The sequence below is a fragment of the Burkholderia sp. MS455 genome, from assembly GCF_016899445.1.
In the GTDB taxonomy this organism is placed as follows: Bacteria; Pseudomonadota; Gammaproteobacteria; order Burkholderiales; family Burkholderiaceae; genus Burkholderia; species Burkholderia pyrrocinia_C.
The window spans coordinates 646,294-663,314 of record NZ_CP041778.1; the positions used below are offsets into that span (position 1 = coordinate 646,294).

The window sequence follows — 17,021 nt, forward strand, 5'->3', positions numbered from 1 at the left end:
GCCAGCATGAAAAACCAACCACTGTCAGATTTAGTCTAGTCCACCGCACTTCATCAAGGGCCGTGATCGACCCGAAGCGGGCATCCAGCTCTCTCCAAAGCAGTCGTTGAGTCACTGCAAACAGTGCGCGAGTGATATCAATATCGATGACCCGTGCAGTGCTACTTAGGCAGACGGCCGTAGACACGGCCTCCATTCCGGGCTCGTCTGCGGATGAAGTGCCGCATTCTGCTCGACGGGGCAAACGACGCCGAGCTCGTGCAGATCCTCAAGAATGTCAGCGATGTATTGCTTCGCGCTGCGGCCACCGACGATCAACCAGTCGTCGTAGTAGAAATCTTCTGATTTGGCGAGCCAATCAGCGATCGCATCAAGCGTCGTCCGGTGATTCTCAGCGTTCAGAATGTGAAGCGCCTTCATTACGCCGATTGCCACACTTCCTGAACGCGATTTACCTTCAATCATTGCTCACCTTCATTCAAAGAGTGCATGCGCGGTCGGGAGCATCAGACACAGCGACAGTTTCGTTGTGGCTCGGCCAGCGGTAGCCACTAGTCGGTTGGAGAGGTCCATATCCCGCTGCAGTCGACAAACTCCGCTCATCGTCACGAGATCAAGGTGAGCGGTATAGGGCTAGCGATGTGCGGTAGTTCCAGCCTCGTGCTTCTGTTAGTCGTTGGTCGTACATCCTCTGTCGATCAACCAATCCCATACTCAACGCGGCCATGGCCATATACTCTAGTACGCGCCAGTTCGCGCTGTCCCCCTTGCTGAAAGCAGCCTCGATGGCGTCCAGTGCTAATTCGAGTTCGTTGTGCTTCAGGAAATCTTCAAACTCGTAGATCTCATCCGCGCCCACACCTTCGGCAGTTTCCGAGATATGGGCTCGGGCCTCACGAAGATACTCCGAGGTCCTGATCCAGCTTGGGTGAAGCTCGGAATCAGCAGGCATATGATTTTCCCGTAGTTCTGACGTGCCCAATTGTCCACAATCTGGACTCAGCGGTCGAATGCCCGTTCGTGGTCGCCTAGCGACCGACGCCGGCCGCCCTGTATCTGTGGCCCCGCTTCCCGACGTAGCGTCTACGCCGGTGACTTCCACTCCCCCGCCCAGAGGTCGAAATAGTTAAAGGCAGAGATGCGGCCGAGCACAACTTGCTCCCCGATGTCATCGACGACCTTGAATGGGACGGATATCCCGAAATATCCTTCCGGCAGGGGAAAGATCTCGGCGAATGGAGCCGCACTGCCCAATTTCTCGACCACTTCCGCGTGGCTCGCAGCCACAACCACTACTTGAATGCCCATCAGCGCTTGAACTCCACCGTGGCCACATCACAGAGTTGCGTTCGGACTTGATCAATTGTCGGCTCGCTCACCGATTGCCCACGGACATCATAGACAAGTCTACATTTCCAAGACTCTGAAGGCAGGTGCGGCCGACCATTCAGAATTCGCGCACGGTTGTACTCGACGCTGAGCCGCGCGGCTTCAGTTGATTCCAAGCTGTGGTTGGCTACCAAAACGAACTCGCCCAGCTCTGGGCTTACCATTTCCGGTGTGAACATTTAAGTCCTCTCCGCCATAAAAATGCGATTCTACTGGGGCCATCCGTGCATGACGCGCGGGCGAGAAGCCGGGACTGTGATACGTGGCGTACCGGCCTGCTGAGGATGCGGCGGATTGCCAAGGGCGATTGTCGGCAATCTAGCCACACAAGTTGAGCGACCGCAAATGGCCGAACTGAGTTAGTCGATCTGACGCTGTTTGTTTGGTCTAGTCCAGACTCATACACGATATCCTATCGGCCCTCAATTCTTCGCCACAGCCTCTGTCTCGGCTTCCGCTCCGCCCGCCGCCTCATTCCTGCTCCACCCACCCCCAAGCGACCGATAAAGCGCGACCGCTGCCAGCGTATGTTCGCGCTTGACCTGATTAAGTGAATCCGAGTCCCTTAGATAAACCTCCTGCGCCGACAGCACATCCAGAAAATCCGTCGCGCCCCCCTTATAGAGCTGATTCGCCAACCCAAGCGCCTTGTCCGACGCAGAAAGCGCGCTATCGAGCCGCCGCGTAGCCTCATCGGAACTGACGAGATTCGCACGCGCATCCTCGACTTCCCTCAACGCTTGCAGCATCGTCTGCCTCAACCCGAGTTCCGACTCGCGCATCCGGCTTTCGCTCTGCGTGATATCGGCGGTAATACGCCCCGCATTGAAGATCGGGCTCGTCGCACTCAACGCAGCACTGAACAGGTTGTCGGTCAACGTAGGCAACCCGAGATACGATGCCGCCAGAATCCCGTCCGCCAAATTCAGCGAGAACTTCGGATACCGCTCGGCCTTGGCAACACCCACTTGCGCCGCACGCCGCTCCACCTGCGCATAAGCAGTCAACACATCGGGCCGCCGCAACAAAGCCTGCGAAGGCAACGTCCCCGGCGCGCCAACAGGCGGCGCGGGAATCTCGCCGGCCTGCGCCAACACGAGCCGATCGACCGATTCCGGCGTCCGCCCCGAATACACGGCAATCAGATTGAGCTGATGCGAGATCTGCGCCTGCGTCGGCGGAATCCGCGCTTCGAGCGCATCGAGCTGGTTCTGTGCGCGCGTGACGTCGAGTTCCGTCGACAGCCCGAACGCCTGCCGCTTGCGCGTGAGTTCGAGCGCGTGCTGCCGGATCTTCGCGTTGTCCTGCAGGATCTTCAGTTCCTGCTGCGCCCAGCGCAGATCGACATACGCGGATGCCGCATCGGCAGCGAGCGCGAGCCGCATCGCATCTTCCGCGTGCTTCTGCCCGACAAGTTCGGCCTGCGCGGCGAGCAGATCGAGCCGTTCGCCGCCGAACACATCGGGCGACCAGCTCAGCGCGAGCCCCGCGCCGGCCTGCCGCACATAGCCGAGCGGCGGCGGCGTGTTCTGCCGCGCGTCGGCCGCATGCGCGGTCGCGTCGAGTTCGGGCAGCAGCACCGCGCGCTTTTGAACGGTCAGCGCCTGCGCCTGCTTCACGCGTTCGGCGGCGGCCTGCAGATCGAGGTTGCCGTCGAGCACGGTCGCGATTAGCCGGTCGAGCACGGGATCGTGGAATTGCGCCCACCATGCGGCGGCGTCGATGTCCGCGCGCGGCACGTCGGTATCCCATGCGGTGGGCGCGAGCGTCTGCACGGATTCGGGCAGCGCGGGGTGCTGCGCAGGCTGCACCGCACACCCCGCGGCGAATGCGCTGACAGCCAGCGCGACGAGTAGCTTTTTCATGATGATGGCCTCAGCCTTAGTGCGCGTCCGGCGGCGGCGCGTTCAACGTAATGGGTTTGGAAAACACGACGGCAAGCAGCGCGACGACGAAACACAGCGACAGCGCGTAGTACGCATCCGCATAGGTGAGCGTCAGCGCTTCGCGATAAATCAGCCGATGCAGGTTCGCAAGCCCCGCCTGCGCGGTATTCAGCGTATCGCCGGCAACAGCCGTCCAGTACGCGGCCTGACGATCGAGCAGCGACGCGATCTGCGGCTCGCCGGCGCTCACGTGCTCGTTCAGGCGCAGGTAGTGGAAGTTCAGCCGGTCGTTGAGCATCGTCGCGCTCACCGCGATACCGATCGCACCGCCGAGATTGCGCATCAGGTTGAACAGCCCGCTCGCCGATTTAAGCCGCGACTGCGGCAGCGAACCGAGCGCCATCGTCACGATCGGCGGCACGCTGAACTGCTGGCCGATGCCGCGCAGCGCCTGCGGCAGCAGCAGTTCCCGCCAGCCCCAGTCGTGCGTGATCGGCGTGTACAGGTAGCAGCCGAGGCCGAAGCAGATCAGCCCGAACACGAGCAGCGCGCGCATGCTGAAGTAGCGCGCCGCGAACGCATACACGCAAAGCGCGACCAACTGGAACGCGCCGACCGACAGCAGCGCCAGGCCGATCTGCAGCGAGCTGAACGCGCGCACCTGCGCAAGAAACAGCGGCGTCAGGAACACGGTCACGAAGATCCCGATGCCGGTGACGAACGACAGCAGGCTGCCGATCCCGAAGTTGCGCACGGCGAGCGCGCGCAGGTCGACGATCGGATCTTCCGCGGTCAGCGCATGCACGATGAACAGGAAGCCGCAGATGCCGGAGATCCATGCGCAGATGACGATCGCATCGTCGCCGAACCAGTTCTTGCGCGGGCCTTCTTCCAGCACGTATTCGAGACAGCCGAGAAAGCCCGACATCAGCGCGATGCCGAGATAGTCGCCGCGCTTGATGAGGCTCAGGTCGGGTTCGTCGATATGCACGTAGCGCGGCACGAGTGCGGCCACGGCGATACCCGGCACGAGGTTCAGGTAGAACAGCCAGTGCCACGACCATTGGTCGGTGATCCAGCCGCCGATCACGGGGCCGATCGCCGGCGCGAGCGACGCGAGTGCGCCGATGGTCGTCGATGCGATCAGCCGCTGCTTGCCGGGGAACAGCACGAACGCGGTGGTGAACACGGTCGGGATCATCGCGGCGCCGAGCGCGCCCTGCAACCCGCGAAACAGGATCATCGAGTTGATGTCCCACGCGAGCCCGCACAGCATGCTGGTGATCGTGAAGCCGACGGCCGACGCGACGAACAGCCAGCGCGTCGACATCACCTTCGACAGCCAGCCCGACATCGGGATCACGATGATCTCGGCGATCAGGTAGGCCGTCTGCACCCACGACAGCTCGTCCTGGCTCGCGGATAATCCGCCGCCGATGTCGCGCAGCGACGACGCGACGATCTGGATGTCGAGCGTCGCCATGAAGAAGCCGACGCACATCAGCGCGAACGCGAATACGCGCTGCCTGGTCGGTTGCGACGCGGGGTCGCCGGAAAACGCGGTGGTCATGGTCGGCTCCCGCTCAGTTCGCGTGGTCGGTATGCACGGTCACGACCGCGGACAGGCCGGGGCGCAGCACGTGCTCGAGGCCCGGCTGCGGATCGAGATGCACGCGCACGGGCACGCGCTGGACGATCTTCGTGAAGTTGCCGGTCGCGTTCTCGGGCGGCAGCACGCTGAAGGTCGCGCCGGTCGCGGGCGCGACGCTGTCGACACGGCCGTGCAGGCGCGTGCTCGACGCATCGAGCGACACGTCGACGCGATCGCCCGCGCGCATCTTGCGAAGCTGGTCTTCCTTGAAGTTCGCGTCGATCCACAGCCCGGAAGCCGGCACGACCGTCAGCAGCGGCACGCCGACGTTCGCGAGCATGCCGACGCGGCCCGTGCGGTTGCCGACGTAACCGTCGACCGGCGAGCGGATCGTCGTGTATTCGACGTTGAGCGCCGCGACGCGTTGCGCGGCGAGCGCGGTGTTCACGCGGGCGCGCGCATCGGCGAGCTGCGCGCCGAGCACGTCGAGCTGCCGCTTCGAGGCGAGCAGCGCGGCGTCGCTGCGGTCGACGGCCGCGCCTGCCTTCGAATAGTCGGCGTCCGCGCGCTCGACGATCTGGTTCGACACGGCGTCGGATTTCACGAGCTCGCGGTAGCGCACGCGGTCCGATGCGGCGCGCGTCAATTCGGCCGACGATGCGTTCTTGTCTGCCGCGTGCTGGCCGATCACCGCGAATTGCAGTTGCTGCTTTGCTTCGAGTTCGGTCACGGCGGAGCGCGCGCTGTCGACTTCGGCGCTGGCCTGCGCGAGCTTCGCATCGTAGTCGCGCGCATCGAGCTGCACGAGCACGTCGCCGGCCTTCACGCGCTGGTTGTCGGTCACGAGAATCCGGTCGACGAAGCCGTTGACCTTCGGCGCGAGCACCGTTACGTCGCCGCCGACATACGCATCGTCGGTGCTTTCCTGGAAGCGCAGCACGAACAGCCAGTCGAGCGCGGCCGCGGCCACCACGACGACGACGGCGATCACCGCGATGCGCATCCACGGCACGCGGCGTCGCTGCTTCGCGGGCGGGTCGATTGTGGCTGCCTCGCGGGAGGCAGCGGCTTCTTGGGTCGTTTCCATCGATTCACCTATGTATATGCACTTATTGAAACGATCGACGACAAACGCGTCGATCGGGGAAGGGGGGTTAGCGCTCCGGCAGGTTGTGCGTGATCCGGAACAATTCGTCTCTCAGCCGGGCTGCCTGCGCCGGCCCGAATCGCCGTTCGAACGCTTCCTGTGCGGCGAGCCAGTGCACGTGTGCATCGGCGATCTTCGTTTCGCCGTGCGCGGTCAGCGCGAACGTCTGGCGGCGGTGCGGCGGCTCGATCCGGCCCGTCACCAGCGCCGCGCCGACGAGCGGCTTGAGCGCGCGCAGCAGCGCGGTGCGCTCGATCACCAATACGGACGACAGCGCAGCCATCGTCTGATGCGGCCGGTCGCGCAGCAACGCGAGAATGCTGTACTGCGACGGCGTGACGCCCGCCTGCGACAGGTAACGCTCGTAGAACTGCGAGATCCGGCGGGCGGCTTGCCGGACCGCGAAGCAATCGTCATCGATAAGCGTGGTCTTGTGCATGTGCACATGTTAGGGCGCGGGGCGCCACGAAGCGATGGGTGGAGCAGGATCAGATTGGTGTCGTGGCTGTACCAATCGGCGTCACGCCGGCGCGTTCGCGCGCCGGATCAGGCCGCCGCCGGAACAATCCCGCCTACGCGGTCGCAATAGGCGGCCGTGTAGTCGATGAATGCCTTCACCTTCGCGGGCAGCAGCGCGCGGTTCGCGTACGCGAGCTTGATCTCGACGAACGCGTCGACGAGATCGGCGCCCTCCAGCAACTGCACGAGCGCACCCGACGCGAGTTCGGCTTCGACGAGCGTTCTCGGCACGACGCCGATGCCGAAGTCGTGCATCACCATTTCGCGGTTGAAGACGGGGCTGTTCGACGAGATGTCGAAGCGGTACGGCACGGTCAGCGTGTCGCCGTCGACGCGGAACGACAGCGCGGGCCGGCGCAGCGACGGCGATATCGGCACGAACGGATGATCGGCCAGGTCCGCCGGCGTTTCGGGGCGCGAATGCGCGCCCAGATACGCGGGCGTCGCGACGATCACGACCGGAATGCGCTCGACCAGCCGTACGACGGTCGTCTCGCTCGTCAGCATGTAAGGCACGACGATGCCGATGTCGTAGCCTTCGCCGACGAGATCGACGGGGCGCTCGGTCAGCGTGACATCGAGGCGCACCTTCGGATGCGCGCGCTTGAAGCCGGCGATCAGCGGCACGAGCCGGTTCAGCGCGGCCGTCGTATGCGCGACGAGACGCAGCAGGCCCTCGGGCTCGCGCGTCTGCGTCTGCGCTTCCGCTTCGAGCGCGTCGAGTTCGTCGAGCACGGCCGCGCAGCGCTCGTAGATGCGTTCGGCGGTTTCGGTCAGTGACACCTGGCGCGTGGTCCGGTGCAACAGCCGGCTGCCGAAGCGCGCTTCCAGATCCGCGACCGCACGCGACACGACCGGCCGCGCGAGACCGTGGATGTCGGCGGCGCGCGTGAAGCTGCGCATCTCGACCACCGACCGGAAGATCCGCAGCTTGTCGATGTAGTCCATGTCCGTCTCCTTGACGCGATGGCGGGGCGCCGGACGCGTCCGGCCGGCCTCGTTACGGCGGAGTGTACATTGACTTTATGCATATGCACATATAAATTGCGGAGCATGAACGACAACCAGATTGCCCAAGCGTGCAACTGCCTCGCGCTGCGTCAGGCGGCGCGCTTCGTCACGCAACTGTACGAACGCCATCTGGCCCCGGTCGGCGTCACGCCCGCGCAGTTTTCGATCATGGCGAACCTGACGCGGCGGCCCGGCCTGCTGATGAGCGAACTCGCCGATACGCTCGTGATGGATCGCACGACGCTGCTGCGCGCGCTGAAGCCGCTGCAGCGCGACGGTTTGGTCGCGACGGCCGCGTCCGAGCACGATGCGCGCGCGCATGCGCTGAGCCTCACGAAGCTCGGCGAGCGCACGTTCGCGCGGGCGTTGGTCGCATGGCAGGCCGCGCAGGACGAATTCGAGACGCAGTTCGGCCAGGGGCGCGCGAAGGCGCTGCGCGATGAGCTGTTCAGCCTGACCGCGGAACGCTAGGTGGGCGGCAGGTGGCTCGCGCGTTGCGACGAACTGGAGCGGAATTCGAGCCATCGGTCGCTTCAGCGGAGTTCGAAGCGCGAAGTCATGGCATCCATGACCGAAAATTGGTTTTTAAATTATCCGGATTGGTGATGATCTGGACAGTTTTTATTTCCAGTTGTAGAGTCCTCTGACGGATTTCACGGGCCGGCGCCGCCGGCACGAGTCACGAGGAGCAACCGATGCTGCAGTTGAGCGACCGCGACGACGCGATGTTGCGCGGGGATTTCGGCGACGGCGTCGCGCGCGCGATGCGGATCGTCGCACGCACGGCGGAAGTGATGTCCGCGCCGCACCTGATCGACATCACGTCCGCGCATATCGACGGCTGTCTTTATCACGGCCAGACCAGTCTCGATTTCGTCGAGTATTTCGTCGATACGGGCGCGAAGGTCGCGGTGCCGACCACCTTGAACGTCGGGTCGCTCGACCTGATTCATCCCGAGCTGTATCACGGCGACCGCACGATCCAGCGCGATGCGCAGCGCCTGATGGACGCGCATCTGCAGCTCGGCTGCGAATCGAGCTTCACGTGTGCGCCGTATCAGTTGAAGAACCGTCCCGCGAAAGGCGAGCAGATCGCGTGGGCCGAATCGAATGCGATCGTGTTCGCGAACTCGGTGCTCGGCGCGCGCACGAGCCGGTACGGCGATTTTCTCGATCTGGCCGCCGCGATTACCGGGCGCGCGCCGTATGCGGGTTTGCATGTCGAAGCGAACCGGGCCGCGCGGATCGTGTTCAACGCGCCGGACTTCAGCCGCCTGCCATCGCGCGATATCTATTTCGCCGCGCTCGGCTTGGCTGTCGGCAAAATCGCGGGCGCGATCGTGCCGGCGATCGTCGGGCTGCCGGCGGACACTACCGAAGACGAACTCAAGGCGCTCGGCGCGGCTGCCGCATCGAGCGGGGCCGTCGCGCTGTTCCATGCGGTGGGCGTGACGCCCGAGGCGCCGACGCTCGATGCCGCCTTGCACGGCCGCGCGGCGCAACGCACGATCGACGTCGCGATGGCCGATCTCGACGAGATTCGCCGCACGCTGAACCACGGCGCGGCCGGCGACGCGCTCGTCGCGGTGGCGCTCGGCACGCCGCATTTTTCGCTGGCCGAATTCCGCACGCTCGATGCGTTGCTCGACGCGTTCGACGGCAAGCCGGCCTGCGATTTCTACGTGAACACGAGCCGCTTCATTTTGTGGGAGCTGGGCGAAGCCGGCCTCGCGGACAAGTTCGCCGCGCGCGGCATCCAGATCGTCGTCGATACCTGCACGTACATCACGCCGGTGATGAAGCAACTGTCGGGGTTGGTAATGACCAACTCGGGGAAATGGGCGTCGTATGCGCCCGCGAACATCGGCGTGACGGTCGCATACGGCAGCATGCGCGAATGCGTGCGTTCGGCGTACGAAGGAAAGGTGCGATTCGATGATTGAAGCGACGGGCAAAGGTCTGACGGGCGACACGCTCGTGCCGGGCAGCGCATGCGCGAGCGCGTTCGTGCTCGACAAGCCGCTCAGCTTCTGGGGCGGCTACGATTCGGGCGCCGGCAAGATCGTCGATCTCGGGCATCCGCAGGCTGGCGCGAGTCTCGCCGGCAAGGTGATGGTGATGCCGCACGCGAAGGGTTCGAGCTCGAGCAGCAGCGTGCTCGCGGAAGCCGTGCGCAACGGCACGGGGCCCGTCGCGATCGTGCTGAAGGAGCGCGACCTGATCATCTCGATCGGCGCGATCGTAGCCGCCGAGCTGTATGCGATCGCGGTGCCGGTGGTGTGCGTGACCGATGACGTGTATGACGCGATCGTCGCCGCAACGGGCGAGGTGCGGATCGACGCGGGCGACGGGGACGGCGGCGCGCGGATTTACGTCGGAGGTTGATGCGTCGCGTGTCAGCCAGCCGATTTACTCGTGTGACGGTCTGCCGGCCGCTTCCCGATACGCACTCGGCGTTTGCCCGGCCCAGCGCCGGAACGCGCGCGTGAAATTCGCCGGATCGGTAAACTGCAGCCGCTCGGCGATCGTCTTCAGGTCGAGATCCGATGCGGCGAGCAACTGCTTCGCGTCGCGAAACCGCGCTTCATCTAGCAATTGCCGATAGCTCGAACCGGCTTCCTCCAGGCGGCGCCGCAGCGTGCGCGTCGACACGAGCAGCGCGTCGGCGAGTGTTTCAGGCCCCGGATAAACGCCGGTTACTTTCGCCAGCTCGGCCCGCACGCGCTCGACCAGGTCGCCTTCCTCCTGCCGAACCTGCGCATACTCGCGCTCGACTTGCACGAGCGCCTGCCGGTGCGCGACTTCGTCGGCGAGCGGCAGCGGCCAGTCGAGCACGTCGCGTGCAATCCACAGCGCGTTTGCCGCACAGCCGAATTCGACCGGCGGCAACTGGTCGCGATAGCGCGCGAAATACGCGGGCTCCGGCCACATGAATTGCAGCGCGATCGGCGGCGACGCGCGCCCGGCCCATTGCGAGATGTTCTGCGCGAGTCCGGTCAGCACGAATTCGAACATCACGTGATGCTGCAGCACCGGGCTGGCCTGCACGCCGTGCAGTTCGAGCGTCGCGCCGCGTTCGTCTTCCGCATAGGTCAGCCGGTATTGGCGGTTGCGCATCCGGAAGTAGCGTTGCGTGACGGACAGCGCTTCGCGGATGTCCCGCGCGGTCAGCGTCGCATAGCCGAGAAAGCCGTGCACGGTCGGCTTCAGCAGCAGCCCGAACGCGAGCCCGATGCCCGGATCGCCGCCGATCTCGATCGCATTGAGCACGAGCCGCCCCCATTGCGACGGCGCGACGCGCGCGTCCGGTTCGGCCAGCACCGCGTCACGCAGGCCCGTGCCGGCACGCACGGCGGCCAGGTCGACGCCGCGCGCGGCCAGCGCCTGCAGTAGCAGGCGCGTATAGGCGACCGGAATCGTCGGCCGGCGCAGCCCGAGGCGGTCCTTGGCGAGTGGGGAGGTCATGTCATTTTGGCCGGAAATGACAAGCATTATGGCTGTTTGCCCCCTCACGTTCAAGGCGGCGCGCGCCTACGATGCAGGCATCGCTTACCGGCAGGATCACCATGACGACCACCTTTCCCCATCTGCTCGCGCCGCTCGATCTCGGCTTCACGACGCTGAAGAACCGCGTGCTGATGGGTTCGATGCACACGGGCCTCGAGGACAGCCGCAAGACGCTGCCGCGGCTCGCCGAATATTTCGCCGAACGCGCACGCGGCGGCGTCGGCCTGATCGTGACGGGCGGCTTCGCGCCGAACGTGGCCGGCTGGACCAAGCCGTTCGGCGGCACGCTGATGACGTCGGCCGCCGCGCGGCGGCATCGCGAGATCACCGGCGCCGTGCATGCGGAGGACGGCAAGATCGCACTGCAGATCCTGCATACAGGCCGCTACGGTTACCACCCGTTCGCGGTCGCGCCGTCGAAGATCAAGTCGCCGATTTCACCGTTCGCGCCGCACGAACTGAGCGCGGGCGGCGTCGAGCGGCAGATTCGCGCATTCGTCCGCTGTGCGAAGCTCGCGCGCGAAGCCGGCTACGACGGCGTCGAGATCATGGGCTCCGAGGGTTACCTGATCAACCAGTTCATCTCGATGCATACGAACAAGCGCACCGACCAGTGGGGCGGGTCGTACGAGAACCGCATCCGCTTGCCGATCGAGATCATCGAGCGCACGCGCGAAGCGGTCGGCCGCGATTTCATCCTGATCTACCGGCTGTCGATGCTCGACCTGATTCCGGACGGCAGCGACTGGAGCGAAACCGTGCAGCTCGCGAAGGCCGTCGAGCGCGCGGGTGCGACGATCATCAACACGGGGATCGGCTGGCACGAGGCGCGCGTGCCGACCATCGCGACGTCGGTGCCGCGCGGCGCGTTCGCGTGGGTGACGAAGAAAATGAAGGGCGAGGTCGGCATTCCGCTCGTGACGACCAACCGGATCAACCGGCCGGAAGTGGCCGAGCAGATCCTGGCAGATGGCTGCGCGGACATGGTGTCGATGGCGCGCCCGCTGCTCGCGGATGCCGAGTTCGTCGTCAAGGCCGCGCAGGGCCGCGCCGACGAGATCAACACCTGCATCGGCTGCAACCAGGCGTGCCTCGACCACGCGTTCAAGAACAAGATCGCGTCGTGCCTGCTGAATCCGCGTGCGTGCCACGAGACGGAGCTGAAATACACGCCCGCGCAGCAGCCGAAGCGCATCGCGGTGGTCGGCGCGGGGCCGGCCGGGCTCGCGTGCTCGACCGTGCTCGCACAGCGCGGCCATCAGGTCGACCTGTTCGACGGCGCGGCCGAGATCGGCGGCCAGTTCAACATGGCGAAGCAGGTTCCGGGCAAGGAGGAGTTTCATGAAGCGTTGCGCTACTTCGGCCGCCAGGTCGAGCTGACCGGCGTGAATTTGCACCTGAACCGCCGCGTCGATGCGAGCGACCTGATCGCGGGCGGTTACGACGAGATCGTGCTCGCGACCGGCGTCGCGCCGCGCGACCCGAAGATTCCCGGGCAGGACGGGCCGAACGTGCTCAGCTATATCGACGTGCTTGCCGGCAAGCAGCCGGTCGGCCGGCGCGTCGCGGTGGTCGGCGCGGGCGGGATCGGCTTCGATGTCGCCGAGTATCTGGTGCAGGCGGGCGAGTCGCCGGCGCTCGATCTGGGAGAGTGGAAGGCCGAGTGGGGCGTGACCGACCCGGCCGCGACGCGCGGCGGTGTGACCCGGGCGCAGGTCGCGGCGCCCGCGCGTGAAGTGACGCTGCTGCAGCGCAAGGCCGCGCCGCTCGGCAAGGGGCTCGGCAAGACGACCGGCTGGATTCACCGCGCGACGCTGAAGATGAAGCAGGTGAAGATGATCGGTGGTGTGAACTACGAGCTGATCGATGCGCGCGGGCTGCACGTGTCGTACGGCGAGCAGCGCACCGATCACGAAGTAATCGAAGCCGACACGATCGTGCTCTGCACGGGGCAGGAGCCGCAGCGCGCGTTGCTCGCGCCGCTGCAGGCGGCCGGGCGCTCGGTGCACCTGATCGGCGGCGCGGAACTGGCCGCCGAACTCGATGCGAAGCGCGCGATCGATCAGGGCGCGCGGCTCGCGGCGCGGCTCTGATTGCTCGGCGGCGCGTGGCCGCGATGGCGTGCGCTGCCCCGGGATTCGTCGCTTGCGCCGGCGTCAGTCCATCTCGACGCGCTGCGTCTCTGCCTCTTCCGCTTCGAGCATCGCCTTGACGATCAGATAGACGGCGGGTAGATCGTCGTCGTCGCGCTTCCAGTCGACGGCTTCCTCGATGTCCGCCGCGATCATTCGGCTGTCGCGCAGCCGGATGAACGCATCGATGACGGTCGGATCGTGGCGGTTCAGGAAGCCTGCGTTCGAGAACGCAAGCTCCTCGACATTCAACAGCGCCTGCCAGCTCATCGTGCGAACCGCTGCCGGATGGCTGCGCCGCCGCAGGCCGAGCGCCCGCTGCGCGGGGGCGCCGACGACGCGTTGAAGATCGACGACCGCCTGCCGCGCGGCGCGCTCGAAGTGGATCGGGTTGAAACCGGGTTGCTCGGGATCGAATGCGGATGACTGGAACATGGTCGCCTCACAAAAGTCCGTCCGTCTGTGGATGACGGAATTCGGGTCAAATGGTGCAAAAGCACTGTAAATATATACAGTGTTCGAGGCGGTTTCAAGTCCCGGATGAAGAATCTTGCCGGCGCGGGCAGGGGGCGGATGACGGGAAGCCGATAGAGGCCGGTGTGCGAGCGCTGCCCGCTCGTTGTCGCGCCGATTCCGTGGGCCGCATTCGGCTTATACCGATTCCGCGATGGTCTCCCGCAGCCACCGATGCGCGGGATCGCGATGCACGCGCTCGTGCCACAGCATCGACATTTCATAGCCGGGCACCTCGACCGGCGCTTCCACGACGCGCAGCGCGGGCACGTCGCGCACCAGCCGCTCGGGCAGCATCGCGACGAGATCGGTGCTGGCGACGGCCGACATCACGAACAGGAAATGCGGCACGGACAGCACGACGCGCCGCGTGGCACCGAGCTTCGCGAGCGCTTCGTCCGTCACGCCGAAGAAGCCGCCGCCGTCGGGCGACACGATCACGTGTTCGAGCGTGCCGAACTGCGCGAGCGTGGGGCGCCGCTTCAGCTTCGGATGCCCGGCTCGGCCGATGAGCACGTAACGCTCGACGAACAGCGGCAGGCGCCGCATGCCTGGCGGCGACCCCTCGGTCGTATGAAAGGCCAGGTCGATGCCGTTTCGCTCGGCATCCTGCTCGATGCGCGGCGGCACGAGCTCGACGACGGCGAGCCGCGTACCGGGCGCGGCCGCCCGCAGCGTGTTCAGCGCGGGCAGCACGATCGTCGATTCGCCGTAGTCGGTCGCGGCCACGCGCCACGTGTTCGTCGCGGTCGCGGGATCGAATGGCGTGGCCGGAACCACCGCGCGTTCGACGGCTTCGAGCGCATCCCGCAGCGGCTCGCGCAGCGCTTCCGCGCGCGCGGTCGGCCGCATTCCGCGCGGCCCCGGCAGCAGCAGCGGATCGCCGAACAGGTCGCGCAGTTTCTGCAACTGCACGCTCACTGACGGTTGCGACATGTTCAGCCTTTCGGCCGCGCGCGTGACGTTGTGCTCGGCGAGCAGCACGTCCAGCGTGACCAGCAGGTTCAGATCGAGTCGCCTGAGATTATTCATGGCTATACCTGGAATATCAGGAATTCATTTCAAATATACCTTCGGCGGGGGCATTCTGCAGTCATTCAATCAACGGAGTGACGAACATGAATGTGCTGATCGTTTATGCCCATCCCGAACCGCGTTCGCTGAACGGCGCGCTGCGCGACTTTGCCGTCGAGCATCTCGAAGCGGCCGGCCACACCGTGCAGGTGACCGACCTGTATGCGATGAACTGGAAGGCGGCGTTCGATGCGAGCGACGTGACCGATCGCGCGCCCGATGCGCGCTTCGATCCTGCGCTCGACTCGAAGCATGCATTCGAGACGGGCACGCAACGCGACGATATCGCGCGCGAACAGGACAAGCTGAAGTGGGCCGATGCGGTGATCCTGCAGTTTCCGCTGTGGTGGTTCTCGATGCCGGCGATCATGAAGGGCTGGGTCGAGCGCGTGTATGCGTACGGTTTCGCATACGGCGTCGGCGAGCATTCCGACAAGCACTGGGGCGACCGTTACGGCGAGGGCTCGCTGGCGGGCAAGCGGGCGATGGTGATCGTGACGACCGGCGGCTGGGAATCGCACTACAGCCCGCGCGGCATCAACGGGCCGATCGACGACGTGCTGTTCCCGATTCATCACGGGATTCTGTATTACCCGGGTTTCGATGTGCTGCCGCCGTTCGTGATCTACCGGACGGGAAAGATGAACGACGCGCGTTTCGAGGAAACGCGCGCGGCGCTCGGCAGGCGTCTCGACGATCTGTGGACTGCGCAGCCGATTCCGTTCCGGCGGCAGAATGCAGGCGATTATGAGATTCCGGCGTTGACGCTGAAGGAGGAGATCGCGCCGGGGAAGGCGGGGTTTGCGGCGCATCTCGCGCACGGGCATTGATTGGGCGTGGTCATGACCGATCGATGCGTCGTTCGACGCGCAGGCGGCCCGGCGGCTCGAAGTAGGTGCCGAAGCGCACGAGCCCGGCGCTCTTCACAACGAGCTGAATCCGCGCGGCAAGCAAGGAGCGGAACGAATTAGTGAAGGATGCCGTCGCCGACATCCTTCACGCTCGTTTACCGATCGTCTTCCCGCACCGAAGACGGATGTCGGCACAGCGCCCGCACTTCCATCTCCATATACGGAAACAGCGGCAACTGGCTGAGCAAATCATGCAGTTGCTGCACGCTCTCGACATCGAAAATACTGACGTTCGCGTACCGCCCCGCGATCCGCCACAGATGCCGCCAGATCCCTTCGTTCATCAGCCGCTGGCACATCGCCTTCTCTTCCGCCTTCAGCGTCGCCGCCTTGACCGGATCCATGTCCGCCGGCAGACGGACCGTCATTTCCACATGAAACAGCATCCTGCACTCCTTGCGTTATCGATTCGTCGAACGGGAAGGCCGCTCAGGCCTGCGCGCGGGCACGCTCGACTTCGCTCGCCGGCACGTCCTGCTTTTCCTTGAGCAGCGAGAAATCGAAGTCGATCAGCGCGAACTGCCCGTCGACACCGTACGGCTTGCCTTCCGCGCCTTCGGCCTGCTTGATCTTCGGGATCAGCCCTTCGCGGGTCGCGAATGCGAAGTCGTCCCAGATGTGCGGATCGCCTTCGATGTTGATCTGCGTCGTCAGCTTACGATAACCGTCCGCCGAAACGAAGAAGTGAATGTGCGCCGGGCGATGGCCGTGGCGACCGAGCTGGTCAAGCAGCTGCTCGGTCTTGCTGCCCGGCGGCACGCTGTAGCCGACCGGCAGCACGCTGCGGAAGCTGTAGCGGCCTTCGGCATCGGTGCGGATCGAGCGGCGCAGGTTGAATGCGGGCTGCGATTGATCGAAGTACGAATAGTTGCCGAGATGGTTCGCGTGCCATACCTCGACCAGTGCGTTCGCGATCGGCGCGCCATCGTTGCCGAGCACCTGGCCGCGCATGATGAGCGTCTGGCCCGGGTCGGTGCCGTCGTCGAGGCGCGCATGGCCGACCGATTCCGGCGCACCGGCGACATACAGCGGCCCTTCGATCGTGCGTGGCGTGCCGCCCTGGATGCCGGCCTTTTCCTCGGCCTCGTCCATCCGCACGTCGAGGAAGCGCTCGAGGCCGAGGCCCGCGGCGATCAGCCCGAATTCGCGGCCGGCTTCGTTCAGGTAGTTGAGGGCTGTCCAGAACTCGCTCGGCTGCACGTCGAAGTCCTCGATCGTGTAGCAGATGTCCTTCACGATCCGGTTGACGATCGCGCGCACGCGCGGGTTGCCGGGCTTCTCGGCGGCGTCGTCGAAGGTCTTCAGCAGGGCGTCGATGGCTTGCTTGTTCATCTGTGTCTC

19 protein-coding genes and 1 pseudogene are annotated in these 17,021 nt (G+C 65.2%); 5 read left to right on the top strand and 15 right to left on the bottom strand.

The features are described 5' to 3' along the window. Positions 1 to 165: 165 nt before the first annotated feature. The 9 genes from FPJ27_RS07380 to FPJ27_RS07420 form a co-directional block, all read right to left on the bottom strand. Positions 166 to 465: a hypothetical protein gene (locus FPJ27_RS07380; protein WP_072439205.1), complete on the bottom strand. Its 300-nt coding sequence runs from the start codon at positions 463 to 465 to the stop codon at positions 166 to 168. A 148-nt stretch (positions 466 to 613) separates the two neighbouring features. Beyond that, on the bottom strand, positions 614 to 952 hold the full coding sequence (locus FPJ27_RS07385) for a hypothetical protein (RefSeq protein ID WP_072439207.1): 339 nt from the start codon (positions 950 to 952) through the stop codon (positions 614 to 616). A gap of 131 nt (positions 953 to 1,083) precedes the next feature. After that, positions 1,084 to 1,308, bottom strand: a complete 225-nt coding sequence (locus FPJ27_RS07390) for a hypothetical protein (protein ID WP_072439209.1) — start codon at positions 1,306 to 1,308, stop codon at positions 1,084 to 1,086. Next, complete coding sequence (locus FPJ27_RS07395) at positions 1,308 to 1,568, bottom strand: hypothetical protein (protein ID WP_072439211.1); 261 nt, start codon at positions 1,566 to 1,568, stop codon at positions 1,308 to 1,310. The genes FPJ27_RS07390 and FPJ27_RS07395 overlap by 1 nt, the downstream gene beginning before the upstream one ends. 243 nt (positions 1,569 to 1,811) lie before the next feature. Beyond that, a complete protein-coding gene (locus FPJ27_RS07400) occupies positions 1,812 to 3,254 on the bottom strand; it encodes an efflux transporter outer membrane subunit (protein ID WP_204422495.1) in 1,443 nt (480 codons plus the stop codon). Between the two features lie 16 nt (positions 3,255 to 3,270). Continuing rightward, entirely contained in the window at positions 3,271 to 4,845 is a 1,575-nt protein-coding gene (locus tag FPJ27_RS07405; RefSeq protein WP_204422496.1) for a DHA2 family efflux MFS transporter permease subunit, read from the bottom strand. A gap of 13 nt (positions 4,846 to 4,858) precedes the next feature. Then, positions 4,859 to 5,953 (bottom strand): HlyD family secretion protein, encoded by a 1,095-nt coding sequence (locus tag FPJ27_RS07410; RefSeq protein WP_204422497.1) that lies wholly within the window; start codon positions 5,951 to 5,953, stop codon positions 4,859 to 4,861. Between the two features lie 67 nt (positions 5,954 to 6,020). After that, positions 6,021 to 6,452, bottom strand: a complete 432-nt coding sequence (locus FPJ27_RS07415; protein ID WP_204422498.1) for a MarR family winged helix-turn-helix transcriptional regulator — start codon at positions 6,450 to 6,452, stop codon at positions 6,021 to 6,023. A 107-nt stretch (positions 6,453 to 6,559) separates the two neighbouring features. After that, the gene (locus FPJ27_RS07420; RefSeq protein WP_072439220.1) at positions 6,560 to 7,480 is read right to left on the bottom strand and encodes a LysR family transcriptional regulator; all 921 of its coding nucleotides are present in this window, start codon (positions 7,478 to 7,480) and stop codon (positions 6,560 to 6,562) included. 105 nt (positions 7,481 to 7,585) lie between these two features. Between FPJ27_RS07420 and FPJ27_RS07425 the strand changes: the two genes are divergently transcribed. The 3 genes from FPJ27_RS07425 to FPJ27_RS07435 all read left to right on the top strand — a co-directional run bounded on the left by FPJ27_RS07425 (position 7,586) and on the right by FPJ27_RS07435 (position 9,928). After that, entirely contained in the window at positions 7,586 to 8,014 is a 429-nt protein-coding gene (locus tag FPJ27_RS07425; RefSeq protein WP_204422499.1) for a MarR family winged helix-turn-helix transcriptional regulator, read from the top strand. A gap of 224 nt (positions 8,015 to 8,238) precedes the next feature. Continuing rightward, positions 8,239 to 9,486: an aconitase X gene (locus tag FPJ27_RS07430; protein WP_204422500.1), complete on the top strand. Its 1,248-nt coding sequence runs from the start codon at positions 8,239 to 8,241 to the stop codon at positions 9,484 to 9,486. Continuing rightward, complete coding sequence (locus tag FPJ27_RS07435) at positions 9,479 to 9,928, top strand: DUF126 domain-containing protein (protein WP_204422501.1); 450 nt, start codon at positions 9,479 to 9,481, stop codon at positions 9,926 to 9,928. Before FPJ27_RS07430 ends, FPJ27_RS07435 begins: the two co-directional genes overlap by 8 nt. A gap of 24 nt (positions 9,929 to 9,952) precedes the next feature. On the opposite strand, the gene FPJ27_RS07440 is transcribed toward FPJ27_RS07435, so the two are convergent. Then, on the bottom strand, positions 9,953 to 11,035 hold the full coding sequence (locus FPJ27_RS07440; protein WP_204422502.1) for an AraC family transcriptional regulator: 1,083 nt from the start codon (positions 11,033 to 11,035) through the stop codon (positions 9,953 to 9,955). Between the two features lie 74 nt (positions 11,036 to 11,109). Between FPJ27_RS07440 and FPJ27_RS07445 the strand changes: the two genes are divergently transcribed. Beyond that, positions 11,110 to 13,143 carry an NADPH-dependent 2,4-dienoyl-CoA reductase gene (locus FPJ27_RS07445; protein WP_204422503.1) on the top strand — a complete coding sequence of 678 codons (2,034 nt, stop codon included), beginning with the start codon at positions 11,110 to 11,112 and terminating at the stop codon, positions 13,141 to 13,143. Positions 13,144 to 13,206: 63 nt separating this feature from the next. On the opposite strand, the gene FPJ27_RS07450 is transcribed toward FPJ27_RS07445, so the two are convergent. Further along, positions 13,207 to 13,617: a DUF2471 family protein gene (locus tag FPJ27_RS07450; protein ID WP_204422504.1), complete on the bottom strand. Its 411-nt coding sequence runs from the start codon at positions 13,615 to 13,617 to the stop codon at positions 13,207 to 13,209. 216 nt (positions 13,618 to 13,833) lie between these two features. Continuing rightward, a complete protein-coding gene (locus FPJ27_RS07455; protein ID WP_204422505.1) occupies positions 13,834 to 14,727 on the bottom strand; it encodes a LysR family transcriptional regulator in 894 nt (297 codons plus the stop codon). A gap of 86 nt (positions 14,728 to 14,813) precedes the next feature. On the opposite strand from FPJ27_RS07455, the gene FPJ27_RS07460 reads away from it, so the two are divergent. Continuing rightward, positions 14,814 to 15,599 carry an NAD(P)H-dependent oxidoreductase gene (locus FPJ27_RS07460; RefSeq protein ID WP_204422506.1) on the top strand — a complete coding sequence of 262 codons (786 nt, stop codon included), beginning with the start codon at positions 14,814 to 14,816 and terminating at the stop codon, positions 15,597 to 15,599. 10 nt (positions 15,600 to 15,609) lie between these two features. On the opposite strand, the pseudogene FPJ27_RS07465 reads toward FPJ27_RS07460, so the two are convergent. From FPJ27_RS07465 to catA, 3 genes and pseudogenes are all read right to left on the bottom strand, one after another. Continuing rightward, a pseudogene (locus tag FPJ27_RS07465) lies at positions 15,610 to 15,696 on the bottom strand (type VI secretion system baseplate subunit TssE); the annotation flags it as partial. A 79-nt stretch (positions 15,697 to 15,775) separates the two neighbouring features. Then, positions 15,776 to 16,066 carry a muconolactone Delta-isomerase gene (catC, locus tag FPJ27_RS07470; protein ID WP_072439273.1) on the bottom strand — a complete coding sequence of 97 codons (291 nt, stop codon included), beginning with the start codon at positions 16,064 to 16,066 and terminating at the stop codon, positions 15,776 to 15,778. Positions 16,067 to 16,109: 43 nt separating this feature from the next. After that, entirely contained in the window at positions 16,110 to 17,012 is a 903-nt protein-coding gene (gene catA, locus FPJ27_RS07475) for a catechol 1,2-dioxygenase (RefSeq protein ID WP_175917621.1), read from the bottom strand. Positions 17,013 to 17,021 lie beyond the last annotated feature (9 nt).